This window comes from Kitasatospora sp. NPDC056327 (genome assembly GCF_042261735.1).
Taxonomy (GTDB): domain Bacteria; phylum Actinomycetota; class Actinomycetes; order Streptomycetales; family Streptomycetaceae; genus Kitasatospora.
The window spans coordinates 1-15,953 of sequence record NZ_JBHJRC010000193.1; the positions used below are offsets into that span (position 1 = coordinate 1).

At 75.3% G+C, this 15,953-nt stretch carries 10 protein-coding genes; 8 read left to right on the forward strand and 2 right to left on the reverse strand.

Annotated features, from left to right (window positions below):
• Positions 1 to 313: 313 nt before the first annotated feature.
• Positions 314 to 1,630, reverse strand: coding sequence for an alpha/beta fold hydrolase (locus tag ACFCX4_RS24725; RefSeq protein WP_376146217.1), 1,317 nt, complete (start codon positions 1,628 to 1,630; stop codon positions 314 to 316).
• Positions 1,631 to 2,328: 698 nt separating this feature from the next.
• Here ACFCX4_RS24725 and ACFCX4_RS24730 point away from each other — a divergent pair.
• From ACFCX4_RS24730 to ACFCX4_RS24760, 7 genes are all read left to right on the forward strand, one after another.
• Complete coding sequence (locus ACFCX4_RS24730; protein WP_376146241.1) at positions 2,329 to 4,449, forward strand: glycogen debranching N-terminal domain-containing protein; 2,121 nt, start codon at positions 2,329 to 2,331, stop codon at positions 4,447 to 4,449.
• Between the two features lie 138 nt (positions 4,450 to 4,587).
• Positions 4,588 to 5,346, forward strand: coding sequence for an NUDIX domain-containing protein (locus ACFCX4_RS24735; protein ID WP_376146220.1), 759 nt, complete (start codon positions 4,588 to 4,590; stop codon positions 5,344 to 5,346).
• A gap of 307 nt (positions 5,347 to 5,653) precedes the next feature.
• On the forward strand, positions 5,654 to 7,441 hold the full coding sequence (locus tag ACFCX4_RS24740) for an ATP-binding cassette domain-containing protein (protein WP_376146223.1): 1,788 nt from the start codon (positions 5,654 to 5,656) through the stop codon (positions 7,439 to 7,441).
• Positions 7,442 to 7,444: 3 nt separating this feature from the next.
• A complete protein-coding gene (locus ACFCX4_RS24745; protein WP_376146226.1) occupies positions 7,445 to 8,350 on the forward strand; it encodes a hypothetical protein in 906 nt (301 codons plus the stop codon).
• A gap of 109 nt (positions 8,351 to 8,459) precedes the next feature.
• Positions 8,460 to 9,392: a FadR/GntR family transcriptional regulator gene (locus ACFCX4_RS24750; RefSeq protein ID WP_376146229.1), complete on the forward strand. Its 933-nt coding sequence runs from the start codon at positions 8,460 to 8,462 to the stop codon at positions 9,390 to 9,392.
• Between the two features lie 589 nt (positions 9,393 to 9,981).
• Positions 9,982 to 11,637, forward strand: a complete 1,656-nt coding sequence (locus ACFCX4_RS24755) for an RNA polymerase sigma factor (RefSeq protein ID WP_376146232.1) — start codon at positions 9,982 to 9,984, stop codon at positions 11,635 to 11,637.
• A 280-nt stretch (positions 11,638 to 11,917) separates the two neighbouring features.
• Positions 11,918 to 12,769, forward strand: coding sequence for a trypsin-like serine protease (locus tag ACFCX4_RS24760; RefSeq protein WP_376146244.1), 852 nt, complete (start codon positions 11,918 to 11,920; stop codon positions 12,767 to 12,769).
• 221 nt (positions 12,770 to 12,990) lie between these two features.
• Here the strand turns inward: ACFCX4_RS24760 and ACFCX4_RS24765 are convergent, their stop codons facing one another.
• Positions 12,991 to 13,221 carry a hypothetical protein gene (locus ACFCX4_RS24765; protein WP_376146235.1) on the reverse strand — a complete coding sequence of 77 codons (231 nt, stop codon included), beginning with the start codon at positions 13,219 to 13,221 and terminating at the stop codon, positions 12,991 to 12,993.
• A gap of 539 nt (positions 13,222 to 13,760) precedes the next feature.
• On the opposite strand from ACFCX4_RS24765, the gene ACFCX4_RS24770 reads away from it, so the two are divergent.
• Positions 13,761 to 15,872: a type IIA DNA topoisomerase subunit B gene (locus tag ACFCX4_RS24770; RefSeq protein ID WP_376146238.1), complete on the forward strand. Its 2,112-nt coding sequence runs from the start codon at positions 13,761 to 13,763 to the stop codon at positions 15,870 to 15,872.
• The last annotated feature ends 81 nt before the right edge of the window (positions 15,873 to 15,953 follow it).

The window sequence follows — 15,953 nt, forward strand, 5'->3', positions numbered from 1 at the left end:
TTTTTTGGTGTGGTGTTTGTTTTTTTTATCCTGCGCGGCGCGGGGGGGGGGGGGGGGGGGGCGGCGGCCCCCCCCCCCCCCCGACGGGTGGGGCACCCGGGTGTCCGCGGGGCGGCGGAGCGCCGTGGGCACTGACGTCCTGGCCTCCGGGGCCTCCCGGCCGGGTGGGCCGCGCGGTTCGGCCCGCCCGGGCGCCCGGGGCACGGGCCGCCGAGCCTCCCGCCCCGGCCTTCCCGACCGTCCCGCCGGGCGGCCGGGAAGGCCCCGGTGGGACTCCCGCCGCCCGGGGGCCGGGCGCGGGAGCGCCGGCGGGCTACGCCTCGTCGCGCGCCATCGCGATCAGACGGTCGAGCACCTTGCCCCCGCTGACCCGGAGGCCGTCGTGCTCCCACTCGTTGGTGACCCAGGTCCGCAGTCCCCGGACGGCCCGCGCGGTTTCCAGGGAATCGGCGGTGTCGACGTACATGTCGTCGTGGTAGACCGCCGCCACGACGGGCACCTCGTTGGCGGCCAGCCGGGCCGGGTCGTAGAGGTCGGCCCAGTCGGTGCGGGCGGCGAGCAGTTCGGCCGTCTCCTTCAGCGGGCGCAGCGCCGGGTCGGTGTCGAACATCCAGGGGTAGATCATCTCCCCGGTGAACAGCACCGGCGCGCCCGACTCCAGCGCGGCCCGGGCGTCGAACTCCGGGAACTCCGCGCGGACGCGCTCGGCGGACCAGGCGGTGCCGGCCGGGTCCACCGAGCGCTGGCCGTAGATCGACTCGTGCAGGACGGCGTAGAGCGGGCCCTGCGCGAAGGAGAGCTGCGCCTGGGCGGCGGCCAGGAAGGTGTCGGAGAGCTCGGGTCCGGCCGCGCCCTCCACCCAGGCCTCCTCCAGCAGGTAGTGGAGGGTCCCGGAGCCGCTGCCGCCGCCGAGCAGCATCCCGAGCGCCTGGAACGCCTCGACGGTGAGCCGCCCGCCGTCGGGCAGGGCGGCAGGGGCGTCCGCGAGGTGTGCGGCGATCCGCCGGACCGCTTCGACGTCCTGCGGGAAGCGCGCGTAGTGGCCCTCGTTCTTGCGGACGACGCGCGGGTAGGCGGCCCGGTAGACGTCGTCGGCGGAGCTGCGCAGGCCGGCCAGACCGCCGGTGATGTAGGCCTGGTCGAGTCCTTCGGGGGCGATCGAGAGGTAGGTGAGGGTGCAGAAGCCGCCGAAGCTCTGACCGAGCACGCTCCAGCGGTGGTCCTCGCCGAGCAGTCGGCGGCGGATCAGTTCGGCGTCCCGGACGATCGAGTCGGCCCGGAAGTGCGCCAGGTAGCCGGCCTGCTCCCCGGCCCCGCCCCGCCGGGCCAGCGTCTGCCGGGTGGCGGGCGTCGACCGGCCGGTGCCGCGCTGGTCGAGCAGGAGAACCCGGTGGTCGTCGAGCGCGCGCTCCAGCCAGCCGTCGCGGCCGAGCGGCCGGCCGGCCTTGCCGCCCGGTCCGCCCTGCAGGAACAGCAGCCACGGCAGGCCGGTGTCCCCGGCCCGGCCCGAGGCGACCACCTCGCGGGCGTACACCTCGATCTGCTCGCCCTCCGGTGCGTCGTGGTCGAGCGGCATCCGGAAGACGTGGTCGGTGAAGGCAATCCCGGGCAGCCGGCTGGCGGTGGACATACAACTCCTCGGTCTCTGCTGGTCACAGCGGTCGGGCCGGCGCCGACCGGGGTCACCGGTGGCGGGTCCGCGACCCCCGCACCGTATCCTGGCCGCGGCCCGGGGCCGCCCCGGCGGCCACCGCCCGCGACCGCCCACCCGGCGGCCCGTGCGGCCGGCCCGAACGGACCGGCAGCGGCAGCGTGGCCGCCTCCGGCACGCGGTCGCCCGGTCGGGACCCGGACCGGCGGCGGGCCGCCGGGCGTGACCTGTGAGCGGTTTCCGGCGTTCACCCCGGGGGCCCCGTACCCGGCGTCCACCGCCCCGGGCGGGCGGTCCGGGGTCGGACGGCCGGCACCGTCGCCGGTGCTGCGGGGCGCGGAGCGGACCGCGGGCCGACTGTGCCCGCAGGGGGCGGCGGGCGGGTTCCGGGCACGGAGTCACCGGCACGGACCCGCGGGCGGGTCCGGCGGCGCCCGGTGCGGTACGGCGACGGCCGGGCGCGCCGACGCCCGGGAACGAACGGCGCGGGGGCCGGTACCGACCAGGTACCGGGCGCCGCATGGCACGGCCCGGCACCGGGTACGGCCAGACACGGCACGGCGGCCGGCGGGGTGTCCGCCGGCCCGGCACAGCACGCACGCGATCGAACATGCTCGCGGCCCATCGGCCCTGACCGGCCACCGGACCGCCGAGGGGAGGAGAGTCCGGTGACCGCCATGAGGCCACCACAGGCCACGCCGGCCGAGAGCGTGGTCGGCGCGCCGAGACCGGCCGGCCGGCCGGAGCAGGTCCGGCCGGCCGGACCCGGCGGGGCGGCCCGGTCCGCGCCGCCGCGCCCCCAGCCGGCCGCCACCCATCACACGGTGCTCTGCGTGAACGCGCCCGCGATGGCCGCCTCCGGCCCCGACGGCCAGCTGCGCGGCCACGGCCTGCACGGCTTCTACCGCTCCGGCGTCCGGGTGGTGGCCCGGATGGAGGTGCGCCTCGGGGGGATCGAACCGCTCCCGCTCCAGGGCACCCTGACCTCGGCGGCCCAGGCCCGGTTCCTGGGTGCCGTCCGCCTCCCCGGCGATCTCGACCCGGACCCGGCGCTCACCGTCGAGCGGCTGCGCCACGCCGACGGCGTCGAGACCGTCACCGTCCGCAACGCGGGCGGCCGCCCGGCCCGGCTGCCGCTGGAGATCGCGCTCGCCACCGACCTCGGCCCGGTCGGCGAGGTCGCCGCCGGACACCGGCCCCCGGACCTGCCCGGCCAGGTGCAGTCCGCCGGGCTGCGCTGGGTGGGCCCCACGCACAGCGCCACGGTCAGCGCCCAGCCGTCGCCGCACGCGGTGCTGGCCGGGGCCGGCGTGCTGCGCTGGGACCTGGAGGTCCAGCCGGGCGCCCGCTGGTCGGTCGAGCTGCGGGCCGGTCTGGAGACCACGGCGCCCGGCCCGCGCCCGCCGGGCGGCCGCGGCACCGGCGTCCCGCTGCCCTGGGCCGAACCCGAGGTGCGCTGCGACGACCCGCGCGCGGGACTGGTGGTGTCGCGCTCCCTGGACGCCCTCGGCGGGCTGCTGTTCGCCGACCCCGACCGCCCCACCGACCTCTACCTGGCCTCGGGCGCACCCTGGCGGTTCGGCCTCGCCCCGGCCGACGCGCTCTGGGCGGCCCGGCTGACCCTGCCGCTCGGCACCCGGCTCGCCGCCGGCACCCTGCGCGCGCTGGCCCGCCGTCAGCAGCCGGCCGGCACGCCCGGCCCGGGCGGCCTCCGCCCCGAGGGGCTGCTCCCCGGCGCGCTGCGCCACGGCGGACCCGAGCTGCCGCCGACCTGCACCGCCACCGAGGCGACCCTGCTGTTCGTCACCGTGCTGGCGGAGGCCTGGCGCTGGGGCCTTCCCCGGGCCGAGGTCGCGGAGCTCATCCCGGCCGCCGAGCGCGCGCTCGGCGCGCTGCGGGACGGTCTGGTGGACGGCTTCGTCACCGACCTGAGCCGGCCGGTCGAGGAGCGGTCGGCGCACCCGGTGCCGGCGCGGGCCGAGGTCCAGGCCCAGGCGCACCGGGCCGCCCTGCACGGCGCCGAGCTGCTGGAGGCCTTCGGCCGGTCCGGCGCCGAGGAGTGGCGGAGCTGGGCGGCCGCCCTGCGCGGACGCTTCCGCGAACGCTTCTGGGTGGACGACCTCTCCGGCGGCCGGCCCGCCGCCGGGCTGGCCCCGGGCGGTCAGCCGCTGCCCGCCGTCGCCGCCGCCCTGGTCCACCTGCTCGACCCGGGGCTCGCCGCCGACGGCGGCCGGCACGAGAGCCTGCTGGACCGCGAGCAGACCAGGCTGCTGGCCCAGCGGCTCTCCGCGCCCGAACTGGACAGCGGCTGGGGGCTGCGCACGCTCAGCGCCAAGTCGCCCCGCTTCAACCCGCTGGGCCACCGCGGCGGGGCGGTGCGCGTCCACGAGACCGCGCTCGCGATCGCCGGCCTCGCGGACGCCGGCCACGAGAACGAGGCCGGGGCGCTGCTGGAGGGCCTGCTCGGCGCGGCCGCCCACTTCGAGGGCCGGCTGCCCGAGATGTACGCGGGGGAGCAGTGGACGCCCGGCTGCCCGCCGGTGCCGCATCCGGGGGCCTGCCGGCCGGCGGCGGTGTCGGCGGCCGGGGCCGCGCACGCGGTGTTCGCGCTCGCCGGCGTCCGGCCGGACGTCCCCGGCGGGCGGGTGCTGGTCCGTCCGGCCAGCACGGCGCCGCTGGGCGAGCTGGAGCTGACGGGGCTCCGGGTGGCCGGCGAGCCGTTCTCGGTCCGCGTCAGCCGGATCGGGGTGGCGATGGTCGAGGAGGCGTCCGCCGAGCTTCAGCTGGTGGCCCGCTGACGCCGCCTCCGCCGTCCGTCCGGGCGCGGACCGGCCCGCGTACGGCCCGCCCCACCGTGCCGCCCCGGACGGTCGGAGGCGGCACGGTCCGTACGCGGGCCTGTGCTTATCGTCAGAGAGACGACTATGATCGTCGCCATGTCGCGTTATGACCCGTCGGCCTTCCCCCCGTTCGCTGTCACGGTCGACCTGGTCGTGCTGACGGTGCGGGAGCACGCGCTCTGCGCCCTGCTGGTCCGCCGGGGCGAGCCGCCCTTCCAGGGCTACTGGGCCCTGCCCGGGGGCTTCGTCCGCCCCGACGAGGGCCTGGCCGAGGCCGCCTCCCGGGAGCTGGCCGAGGAGACCGGGCTGCGCGCCTACTCCGCCCCCGGCCACGACGCGGCCGGGCCCGGCACCGCCGGCGCCCACCTCGAACAGCTGGCCACCTACGGCCACCCCCAGCGCGACCCGCGGATGCGGGTGGTCAGCGTGGCGTACCTGGTGCTCGCGCCCGACCTGCCCACCCCGCGCGCCGGCGGCGACGCCAGCGGCGCCCGCTGGGCCCCGGTCACCGAACTCCTCGGCCCGGAGCAGGCCGACGGCGTCCCGCTCGCCTTCGACCACGGGCTGATCCTGGCGGAGGGCGTGGAACGCGCCCGGTCCAAGATCGAGTACTCCTCGCTGGCGACCGCCTTCTGTTCCACCGAGTTCACCGTCGGCGAGCTGCGGCGCGTCTACGAGGCGGTCTGGGGCGTGGTCCTCGACCCGCGGAACTTCCACCGCAAGGTCACCGGCACGCCTGGCTTCCTGCTGCCGTCGGGCGGGACGACGACCCGTCAGGGCGGGCGCCCGGCACAGCTGTTCACCTCCGGCGGGGCCAATGTGCTCAACCCGCCGATGCTGCGCCCGGATTCCTGAGACAGCGCCGGCCGCAGCACCGCCAACCGCAGCACCGCCAACCGCGGCCCCGGCGGCCCGGACCCTCCCGAGGCCTTCCCGGTGGACCCGCCGCCCCGCGTCACCCCACCGCGGCCGCCTACCCACCGACCCGGCCCCGGGATCGGATTGTCCCCTGATCGGGTGAGGTGTGCGGGCGGTGGGCCGTGCCGCTCCCGCAATGCCCGGAATCTCCGCCGCGGACCCCTAATGTGCTGGCGCGGAACCGTGCGGGCGCGACCCGGCGCCGCACGGACCAGGTGGGCCGAGGGCATGGGAGCAGCCAGCGATGATCCAGATCACCGGACTGACCAAGGTCTACCGACGGGGCGGTCCACCGGCGGTCCTGGATCTGACCTTCGACGCCCGCCCGGGCACGGTGACGGTGCTGCTCGGCCCGGAGGAGTCCGGCAAGTCCACCGCGCTGCGGCTGATGCTGGAACTCGAACGCGGCCGGGGCGTCACGCTCTTCGGCGGCCGCACCTACCGCCGGCTGCGGCGGCCCGAGCACGAGGTCGGCGTGGTCCTGGCCGCCCCGGGCGGCGGCGCACCCGGGGCGGCGGACTGTGCCGGACACCCCGACCGGAAGGCCCGGGGGCACCTCAGGATGCTGGCCGCCGCGGTCGGGATGCCCGTCGGCCGGGCCGACGAACTGCTGGAACAGACCCGGCTGGCGGCCGTCGCCGACCAGCGTCTGCGCACCTTCTCGCCCGGGATGCACCGCCGGCTCGCCCTCGCCGCCGCACTGCTCGGCGAGCCCGCCAGCCTGCTTCTGGACGCGCCCGCCGAGGGGCTCTCCCCGCGCAACGCGGAGTGGTTCCACTCCTTCCTGCGCTCCTTCGCCATCGCCGGCGGAACGGTGCTGGCCACCACCCGGAGCCCGCAGGAGGCCGCCAGGCTGGCCGACCGGGTGATCACCCTGGACGAGGGCCGGATGGCGGCCGACCAGCCGGTGTCGGAGTTCCGGCGCACCCGGATCAGCCCGGAGGTCGCGGTCCGCGGTCCGCAGATGGCCCGGCTCGCCGACCTGCTGACCGGCCACGGGGCGCAGGTCCGCAAGGACGGCGGTGCCGGGCTCGCGGTGGCCGGGATCGGCCGGACCGAGATCGGTGAACTCGCCTACCGGAACGGCATCCTGCTGCACGAGCTCGCCGACCGGGTGGTCGAGCGGCCCGCCCCCAGGGCCGCCCTGCCGACGGGCTCCGGGCGCTCGGGGCGGCTCCAGGTGCAGGCCGGGTCCGGTCCGGCCCGGCCGCCGAAGGAGCAGGCGGAGGCGGTGCCGGAGCGTCCGGCGCCCCCGGCGTCGGCCGGGCGGCCCGCCACCGGGCCGGAGGCCGGCGAGACCGCGGCGGCCGGACGGACCGCCGTGCTGCCGGTGGTGCAGCCTCCGGTGGTCGGCGGGCGGACGACGGCGGTGCCGGACCAGTCCGCCTCCGGCCCGGACCGCGACCCCGGCCACGACCCCGGCCGTGAGCAGGACCGGGGCCGCGACCGGGACCCCGCGCCCACCCTCGCCCTTCCGGTGGCGGCCGCCGCCGGCCTGTCGGCCGCGACGGCGCTGTCCGCGCTCACCGCCCGCAGCGGGGTCCGGAGCGTCTTCCGGCGCCGGACCGCGGCCCGCCCGTCCGGTGAGGGCCCGGCCGGCGGGAGCCGGGCCGGAAGCGGCAGCGGGCAGCGGGAGGAGAAGGCCTCCCCGACCGTCGCGGTGGACCGGCTCTTCCGGGACGTTCCCGGCGATCCGGCCCGCGCCTCGGCCGCTCCGGGTGCGTCGCCCGCCCCGCCCCGGGGTGCCGCCCGCCGCCCCGGAGACGCCGCGGACCTGCTCACCGACGACACGGTCCGGCTGGGCCGCGTCGTCCAGCCGGGCCCCGCGCAGGAGGCCCCCGCCCGGCCGTCCGCCCCGGCGGCCCGGTCCGCCGCGTCCGGCAAGGGCGCACCGTCCGTGCCGGTGCCGGCCGGAGCGGCACCGGCCGGGGCCGCCGCCGGCCCGCCCGGGGAACCAGGGCCGGCGGGGTCGGCGGGGCCGGACCGCGGCGGAGTCGTTCTTCCCGTCACCTCTGATCTTCGGAGCGAGTGAAACGTGCGTGTTCTGGCTTACGAGCTGCGCCGGGTGCGCGGCCTGCGTTCGACCTGGCTGCTGCTGGCCCTCGTGGTGGTCGGCGACGCCGTGGCCGCCGGCGCGCTGGCCGCCCGGACGGCCGACGCGGAGCTGGCCGGTGCGGCGGCCGTACGGCTGCTGACGGCCGCCGTGCCGCTGGTGCCGCTGCCGTTCGCGGCGCTGGGGGCCGGGGTGCTGGGTGCCCTGGCCTACGGGCACGAGGTGCGCCACCCGGGCCTCCCGGCCTCGCAGGTGGGCTATCCGCGCCGGGTGCGGCTGCTGGCGGGCAAGCTGCTGGTCACCGGTGCGCTCGCGGCGCTGCTGGCGCTGGTCACGCTGCTGGTCGACGCGGTGACCGTGCACCTCGCGCGGCCGGCCGGGGTGACGGTGGCGGCCTGGTCGGACCCGGACGCGCTGTCCGGGCGGGTCGCCCGGGCGCTGGCCGCGGCCGGCCTGGACGGGTTCGGCGACCTGCCGGGGGTGTCGGCACCGCTGGCCCTGGCGGCCGGACACGGGGTCCCGGCCGCGCTGGTGGCGTTCGTCCTGCTGGTGGTCGTGGCGGGCTGGACCGGGGTGCTGAGCGCCGCCCTGACCCGGAGCGCGGTCGCCGGGGTGCTGCTGCTCTGCGCCCTGCCGCCGCTGCTGGAGTCCGGGGTGGCGCTGCTGCTGCGGCGGACCGGGGCGGCCTGGCCGTCCGGCGCGGCGGATCCGTTGCCGTTCCGCTCCGGGATCGAGTGGGCGTACGGATGGGTGTACGGCGGGGGCCGCCGGGTTGCGGTGAGCGGTTCTGTGCTGGGCGATCCGGCGCTGCTGGCCGCGGTGGCGGTGCCGGTGTCCGTGTTGCTGCTGGTCACGCTGATGGTGCAGGTCCGGCGCAGGGCGCTGTGAGCCCCCGGTCGGCGGGGGCGGTTCGTCAAGATCGACCAAGGGTGACCGCAATGCGTGCTTCGCCCTGATAAGAAGTCAATTATCCAGTCACGGTCGATCACCCTTTCGTGTGCTTTTCACGAGAATTCTCAAGCTGCGCCCGCCGATCGCCGACAAAGGAGCTGTGAACACCCTTGCGCACCCCGCCATGACCCCCGCCCGTTCCGCCGACGGGGCCATCCCCGGCCACGCCGACCTGGACCGCTTCACGTACGCCGACCGTCCGACCCCGCCCGCGCCCCGCTGGGAGGGCGCCGAGTCGGACCTCGGCCGGGTCGGTCGCAAGACCACCAGCAGCCGCGGCCGCGGTCTGCACGGCCAGCTCGTCCAGCAGCTCGGCCAGATGATCGTCTCCGGCGACCTCGGCGCCGACCGGCCGCTCGTCCCCGAGGAGATCGGCCAGCGCTTCGAGGTCTCCCGCACCGTCGTCCGCGAGTCGCTGCGGGTGCTGGAGGCGAAGGGCCTGGTCAGCGCCCGTCCCAACGTCGGCACCCGGGTCCGTCCGGTCAGTGACTGGAACCTGCTCGACCCGGACATCATCGAGTGGCGCGCCTTCGGACCGCAGCGCGACGAGCAGCGCCGGGAGCTTTTCGAGCTCCGCTGGGCGATCGAGCCGCTGGCCTCCCGGCTGGCCTCCGGCCACGGCCGGGAGGACGTCCAGCAGCGCCTGGCCGAGCTCGTCGAGATCATGGGGCACGCCTGCGCCCAGGCGGACCTCGCCACCTACGGCCGGGCCGACGCGGAGCTGCACGGCCTCGTCCTGCAGCTGGCCGGCAACCGGATGCTGGAGCACCTCTCCGGCATCGTCGCCTGCGCGCTTCAGGTGTCGGGCGGCCCCGCCACCTCCTGCGAGCGGCCCTCGGAGTCCTCGGTCGGCCTGCACGCGCGGCTGGTGGACGCGCTCGGCACCGGCGACGGCGCCGCCGCCGAGACCACGATGCGGGCGCTGCTCACCGTCCAGCCCGAGATCGAGCCCTCCGTCCCCGCTCCCCGGGAGCACTGAGCGGGCCGTTCGGCGACCGGGTGCCGACACCCCCGCCCAGCGACCCGTCCACGGACCGCCCCGTCATGACCAGCCCGTCCGCGGTCTTCCCGCGGCCTTCCGCAGTCCCGTCCGCGACCCCGGCCCTCCGGCTGCCGCCACAGCGCAGCCGGGGGGCCTCCGTACGTCCGGCCGCGGTGCCCGGTTTCCGGGCCGGCGCATAAACGGGCCGGGCGTCCGCAGGGTGTCCGGAAGGCGGGGGGAGACCGGCCGGCGGATGAATGGCGTGTGCATGGTGAATGGTTCGGTCGCGGGTGGGGGATGATGGAAGTCGGCCCCGGGCCGCGGGGCGCCGTCCGGTGTGACCCGCGACACGAAGGCCATGCGTAACACTTGACGAGCAGCAGCGATGTCTCCTGAGCGGGAGCAGCTCCGGAATATCCCCAACATGTCAGAATGCTGTGTTGGTCCGCGGCGCTGCTGCCGTCCTGCAAACCCAGTCCTCAAGCCCGAGTCGGTCGGAATCGACGCCGCGTGCCCGACGCGCGATCTCCTTCCCCGCCCGCTCGGGCGGCCGGTACGGGTTCGAGTCCACTCATCGTCCGAGAGGTTGTTCGTGTCGGCCAGCACATCCCGTTCGCTTCCCCCCGAGATCGCCGAGTCCGCGGCTCTGCTGGCGCTCATCGAGCGGGGCAAGGCCCAGGGGCAGATCGCCGGTGACGACGTGCGCCAGGCGTTCGAGGCGGACCAGATCCCGGTCACCAAGTGGAAGAACGTCATGCGCAGCCTCAACCAGGTGCTGATTGAGGAGGGGGTGGACCTCATGGTCAGCGCGGCCGAACCGGCCGGTGCCAAGCGCAAGAGCGTTGCTGCCAAGAGCCCCGCCAAGCGCACGGCGACCAAGGCGGTCACCACCCGGACCCCGGCCGCCCCGTCGGCCCCGACCAAGCCGCCCGTGCGCATCGCGCCCGGTGCGACCATCTCCACCCCGGCGGTCGCGGCCGCCGCGGCGCCGGTCGGCACCGTGTCCGCCGAGATCACCGCCGAGGGGTCGGCCACGGCCGCCGCCGCGGCGAAGGCGGTCCCGGCGAAGAAGGCCGCCCCCGCCAAGAAGGCCGCCGCCAAGAAGACCGCGGCGCCCGCCAAGAAGACCGCCGCCAAGAAGACCGCCGCCACCAAGGGCACCAAGGGTGGCGAGGAGGAGCTGCTCGGCGAGGAGGAGCTGCTCGAAGAGGTGGCCCTGCCGGGCGACAAGCCCGCCGCCGAGGGCGACGCCCCGGAGGAGGAGTCGGAGGGCTTCGTCCTCTCCGACGACGACGAGGACGACGCTCCGGCCCAGCAGGTGGCCGTCGCCGGTGCCACCGCCGACCCGGTCAAGGACTACCTGAAGCAGATCGGCAAGGTCCCGCTGCTCAACGCCGAGCAGGAGGTCGAGCTCGCCAAGCGGATCGAGGCCGGCCTGTTCGCCGAGGACAAGCTCTCGGCCGCCGACAAGCTCGCCCCCAAGCTCAAGCGCGAGCTGGAGATCATCGCCGAGGACGGCCGCCGCGCCAAGAACCACCTGCTGGAGGCCAACCTCCGCCTGGTGGTCTCGCTGGCCAAGCGCTACACCGGTCGCGGCATGCTCTTCCTGGACCTCATCCAGGAGGGCAACCTCGGTCTGATCCGTGCGGTCGAGAAGTTCGACTACACCAAGGGCTACAAGTTCTCGACCTACGCGACCTGGTGGATCCGTCAGGCGATCACCCGCGCGATGGCCGACCAGGCCCGCACCATCCGCATCCCGGTGCACATGGTCGAGGTCATCAACAAGCTGGCCCGCGTCCAGCGCCAGATGCTCCAGGACCTGGGCCGCGAGCCCACCCCGGAGGAGCTGGCCAAGGAACTCGACATGACCCCCGAGAAGGTCATCGAGGTCCAGAAGTACGGTCGCGAGCCCATCTCGCTGCACACCCCGCTCGGCGAGGACGGCGACAGCGAGTTCGGTGACCTCATCGAGGACTCCGAGGCGGTCGTCCCGGCCGACGCGGTCTCCTTCACCCTGCTCCAGGAGCAGCTGCACTCGGTGCTGGACACCCTGTCCGAGCGCGAGGCGGGCGTGGTCTCGATGCGCTTCGGCCTGACGGACGGTCAGCCGAAGACGCTGGACGAGATCGGCAAGGTGTACGGGGTCACCCGTGAGCGCATCCGTCAGATCGAGTCCAAGACCATGTCCAAGCTGCGTCACCCGTCGCGCTCCCAGGTGCTGCGCGACTACCTGGACTGATCGTCGCCCGAAACGATCCACGGGCCGCCCGGCGGTCCGACCGGAAGGCCCGGAGCCCCGTGCTCCGGGCCTTCCGGCTGTTCGGGGCCGGTCCGCGTCAGCGTCCGGGTGGCGGTTGTCGCTCGTCCGGGTGGCTGCGCGCCCGTGTGCGGTCGCCGAGCGTGGCCGGTCACCTACGCTGTGCCGGTTGCCTGCTGCCGAGTCACCTGGAGACGCCGTGCTGCCCGCCCCGGACCGCCCCGACCTGTCCGCCCGCTCCGGTCGCCCCGCCCGCTCCGGACTGCCCGGCCGGCCGGCGTCCCGGCGGCGCAGGGCGGCCGTGCTCGGCCTGCTGGCCGTGGTGCCCGCGCCGCTGCTGGCGCTCGGCCCGGCGGCCCCGGCCGCCCAGGCCCGGCCGCAGGGCCGGATCGTCGGCGGCGGGACGGCGAGCACGGTCGACCACCCGTGGGTGGTCGCGCTGTCCAGCCGGCAGCAGTTCGGCTCCGCGCGGTCGGGGCAGTTCTGCGGGGGAGCGCTGGTCGCCCCGAACAAGGTGGTGACCGCCGCGCACTGCTTCTACGACGAGTCCAGCGGCCGCCAGGTGGAGCGGCCCGGCCTGCGGGTGGTGGTCGGGCGGGACGACCTGCGCGGCTCGGCCGGGCGCGAGGTGACGGCCCGGGGCGTCTGGATCCACCCCGACTACTCCTTCACCACCAACATGAACGACGTGGCGGTGGTCACCCTGGCCGATCCGCAGGAGAACCGTCCGGTGATCGACCTGGTCGGGCAGGGCGAGACCGAGCCCTACCGGCCGGGCACCACGGCCAGGGTCTTCGGCTGGGGGGACACCACCGGCCGCGGCGACTACTCCCCGGTGCTGCGCGGCGTGGACGTGCCGATCATCCCCGACCAGACCTGCGCCCAGGCCTACCCCGGCGGCCGGGACGGGCTCTTCGACGCCCGGGGCATGGTGTGCGCGGGCGAGGAGCGGGGCGGCAAGGACGCCTGCCAGGGCGACAGCGGCGGCCCGCTGGTGGTCGCCGGCCGACTCGCCGGGCTGGTCTCCTGGGGGGCCGGCTGCGCCGAGGCGGCCCACCCCGGCGTCTACACCCGGATCGGCTCGGTCGGTGACGCGGTCCGGTCCGTTCTGTAGCCGGACGGGCACCCGCCGTTGACCGATCGGGCAGCGGCCCGGGGCGGGTGGCGGGTCCGTCCGGCGAGGAGCCGGCGGCGGGAGCGTCCGGGCGGGACGGCCCGGGAACGACGAAGCCGGGCGACCGGCCCCGGAGGGGTGGTCGCCCGGCTCACCCGGTCACGCGCGGTGCGTGACCGGACACAGCTCGACGCCGGGGTCCTGCTGTTCGGCGCTCGGGATCAGCGCTCGTCGTCGTTGGCCGTGGCGGCGGTGCCGCCCAGGCGGCCGCTCTCGTCCTGTATCTCCACGGCGATCTTCTTGAGCTCGGGCTCGAACTTCCGGCCGTGGTGGGCGCAGAAGAGCAGCTCTCCACCGCTGGCGAGTACGACGCGCAGGTAGGCCTGGGCGCCGCAGCGGTCGCAGCGGTCAGCCGCGGTGAGCGGGCTCGCAGGTGTCAGAACAGTAGTCACGTCGCCTCTTCTCTAGCTCGACGAGCTGTCGTACCAGGGTCAACATCCAACCAGGCCGAAAACGTTCCCGCTCGTGGCTTTTCTTCTCTGAGGATTCTGCTGTGTTGATGAGGACGTGCCCCGGGGGCCGGTGGTTCATGCCTACCGAATCCCAGGATCCGCCCGCCACTCGAACGCCCGATCGGAACCGGGAGCCGGAGTCCGCGTAGCATAATCCTCTGCTGGGTTGGAGCATAAGCCCCGTCCCGGGCCCCGGTAGCCTGCATAACGGCAGTTCCGGAGCCTGCACCCGGTCCCACGGTCCGCCAGGACCGGTGGTACCGGGAGGAGATGGCGCCCCGGCGCCCCGAATCCGGCACGGTCCTTGTTCGCGGAGCGCGTACAAGCTGCGCGGGACCGGTCCGCCGTGCTGTGCACTCAGCGGAGGGGTGCGCACACACAGGGAGACGGCTGTCGGTGCGGCGTGCTGCACTGGCGGACGGTCCGGACGCGTCCGGACGTGACCGATGAGACAGATCTTTCACCGAGGAGAGTGCCGCGTGAGTGCCGAAACGACCGTGCCGTCCGCTCTGCTGGCCGGCGACGACGGTTCCAACTACACCGCTCGGCACCTGCTCGTCCTGGAGGGCCTGGAGGCGGTCCGCAAGCGCCCCGGCATGTACATCGGCTCGACCGACAGCCGCGGTCTGATGCACTGCCTCTGGGAGATCATCGACAACTCCGTCGACGAGGCGCTGGGCGGCTACTGCGACCGGATCGAGGTCGTGCTGCACGACGACTCCTCGGTCGAGGTCCGCGACAACGGACGCGGCATCCCGGTGGACGTCGAGCCGAAGACCGGGCTCTCCGGCGTCGAGGTCGTGATGACCAAGCTGCACGCCGGCGGCAAGTTCGGCGGCGGTTCCTACGCGGCCTCCGGCGGTCTGCACGGCGTCGGCGCCTCCGTCGTCAACGCGCTCTCCGCCCGCCTGGACGTCGAGGTCGACCGCGGCGGTCACTCCCACGCGATCAGCTTCCGCCGCGGCACCCCCGGCATCTTCACCGAGAGCGGCCCGGACGCCCCGTTCGAGCCCGCCAACGGCCTGACCAAGGCCCGCCGGGTGCCCAAGACCCGCACCGGTACCCGGATCCGCTACTGGGCCGACCGGCAGATCTTCCTCAAGGACGCCCGGCTCTCCCTGGAGCACCTGCACAACCGGGCGCGGCAGACCGCCTTCCTGGTGCCCGGCCTGACCATCATCGTGCGTGACGAGCGGCTGACCGAGAGCGAGAAGGTCGAGGAGAGCACCTTCCACTACGACGGCGGCATCGCCGAGTTCTGCGAGTTCCTGGCGCCGGACAAGCCGATCTGCGACGTGCTGCGGCTGCACGGCGAGGGCACCTTCAAGGAGACCGTGCCGGTCCTGGACGACCTCGGGCACATGACGCCCACCGAGGTCACCCGGACCCTCGGCGTGGACATCGCGCTGCGCTGGGGCGCCGGCTACGACACCACGCTGCGCTCCTTCGTCAACATCATCGCCACCCCCAAGGGCGGCACCCACGTCACCGGCTTCGAGCGCTCGCTGGCCAAGACCGTCAACGAGGCGCTGCGCGCCGCCAAGGTGCTGCGGGTCGCCGAGGACGACATCACCAAGGACGACGCCACCGAGGGCCTCACCGCGGTGGTCACCGTCCGGCTCGCCGAGCCGCAGTTCGAGGGCCAGACCAAGGAGGTGCTCGGCACCTCGGCGGCCAACCGGATCGTCGCGGCGGTCGTCGCCAAGGAGCTCAAGGCCTTCCTCACCTCCGGCAAGAAGGACGAGAAGGTCCAGGCCCGGGCGGTGCTGGAGAAGGTCGTGGCCGCCGCCCGCACCAGGGTCGCGGCCCGGCAGCACAAGGAGGCCCAGCGCCGGAAGACCGCGCTGGAGACCAGCTCGCTGCCCGCCAAGCTGGCCGACTGCCGCAGCGACGACGTCGACCGCAGCGAACTCTTCATCGTCGAGGGCGACTCCGCGCTCGGCACCGCCAAGCTGGCCCGCAACTCCGAGTTCCAGGCCCTGCTGCCGATCCGCGGCAAGATCCTCAACGTGCAGAAGGCGTCCGTGAGCGACATGCTCAAGAACGCCGAGTGCGCGGCGATCATCCAGGTGATAGGGGCCGGTTCGGGCCGCACCTTCGACATCGACCAGGCCCGCTACGGCCGGGTCATCTTCATGGCCGACGCCGACGTCGACGGCTCGCACATCCGCTGCCTGCTGCTCACGCTGTTCCAGCGGTACATGCGGCCCATGGTCGAGCAGGGCCGGGTCTTCGCGGCCGTGCCGCCGCTGCACCGGATCGAGCTCACCAACCCCAAGCGCGGCCAGGACAAGTACCACTACACCTACTCCGACGCCGAGCTGCGCTCCACCCTGCTGGAGTTCCAGCGCAAGAACCTGCGCTGGAAGGACCCGGTCCAGCGGTACAAGGGCCTCGGCGAGATGGACGCCGACCAGCTGGCCGAGACCACCGTGGACCCGCGCCACCGCACGCTGCGCCGGATCAACCTGGGTGACCTGGAGCAGGCCGAGAAGGTCTTCGACCTGCTGATGGGCAACGACGTGGCGCCGCGCAAGGAGTTCATCGTGGACTCGGCGGCCACCCTGGACCGCTCGCGCATCGACGCCTGAGCCCCCGGGGCACGGGCCGGCCGCCGGACCGCGGACCCCGGCAGCCGCGCGGAAGGGCCCTCCACCTGTGGGTAGAGGGCC

What these genes read in the sequence shown, in the direction of transcription:
- ACFCX4_RS24725 (WP_376146217.1), bottom strand. Translation starts at nt 1,630, where the DNA reads ATGTCCACCGCCAGCCGGCTGCCCGGGATTGCCTTCACCGACCACGTC.
- ACFCX4_RS24730 (WP_376146241.1), top strand. Translation starts at nt 2,329, where the DNA reads ATGAGGCCACCACAGGCCACGCCGGCCGAGAGCGTGGTCGGCGCGCCG.
- ACFCX4_RS24735 (WP_376146220.1), top strand. Translation starts at nt 4,588, where the DNA reads ATGTCGCGTTATGACCCGTCGGCCTTCCCCCCGTTCGCTGTCACGGTC.
- ACFCX4_RS24740 (WP_376146223.1), top strand. Translation starts at nt 5,654, where the DNA reads ATGATCCAGATCACCGGACTGACCAAGGTCTACCGACGGGGCGGTCCA.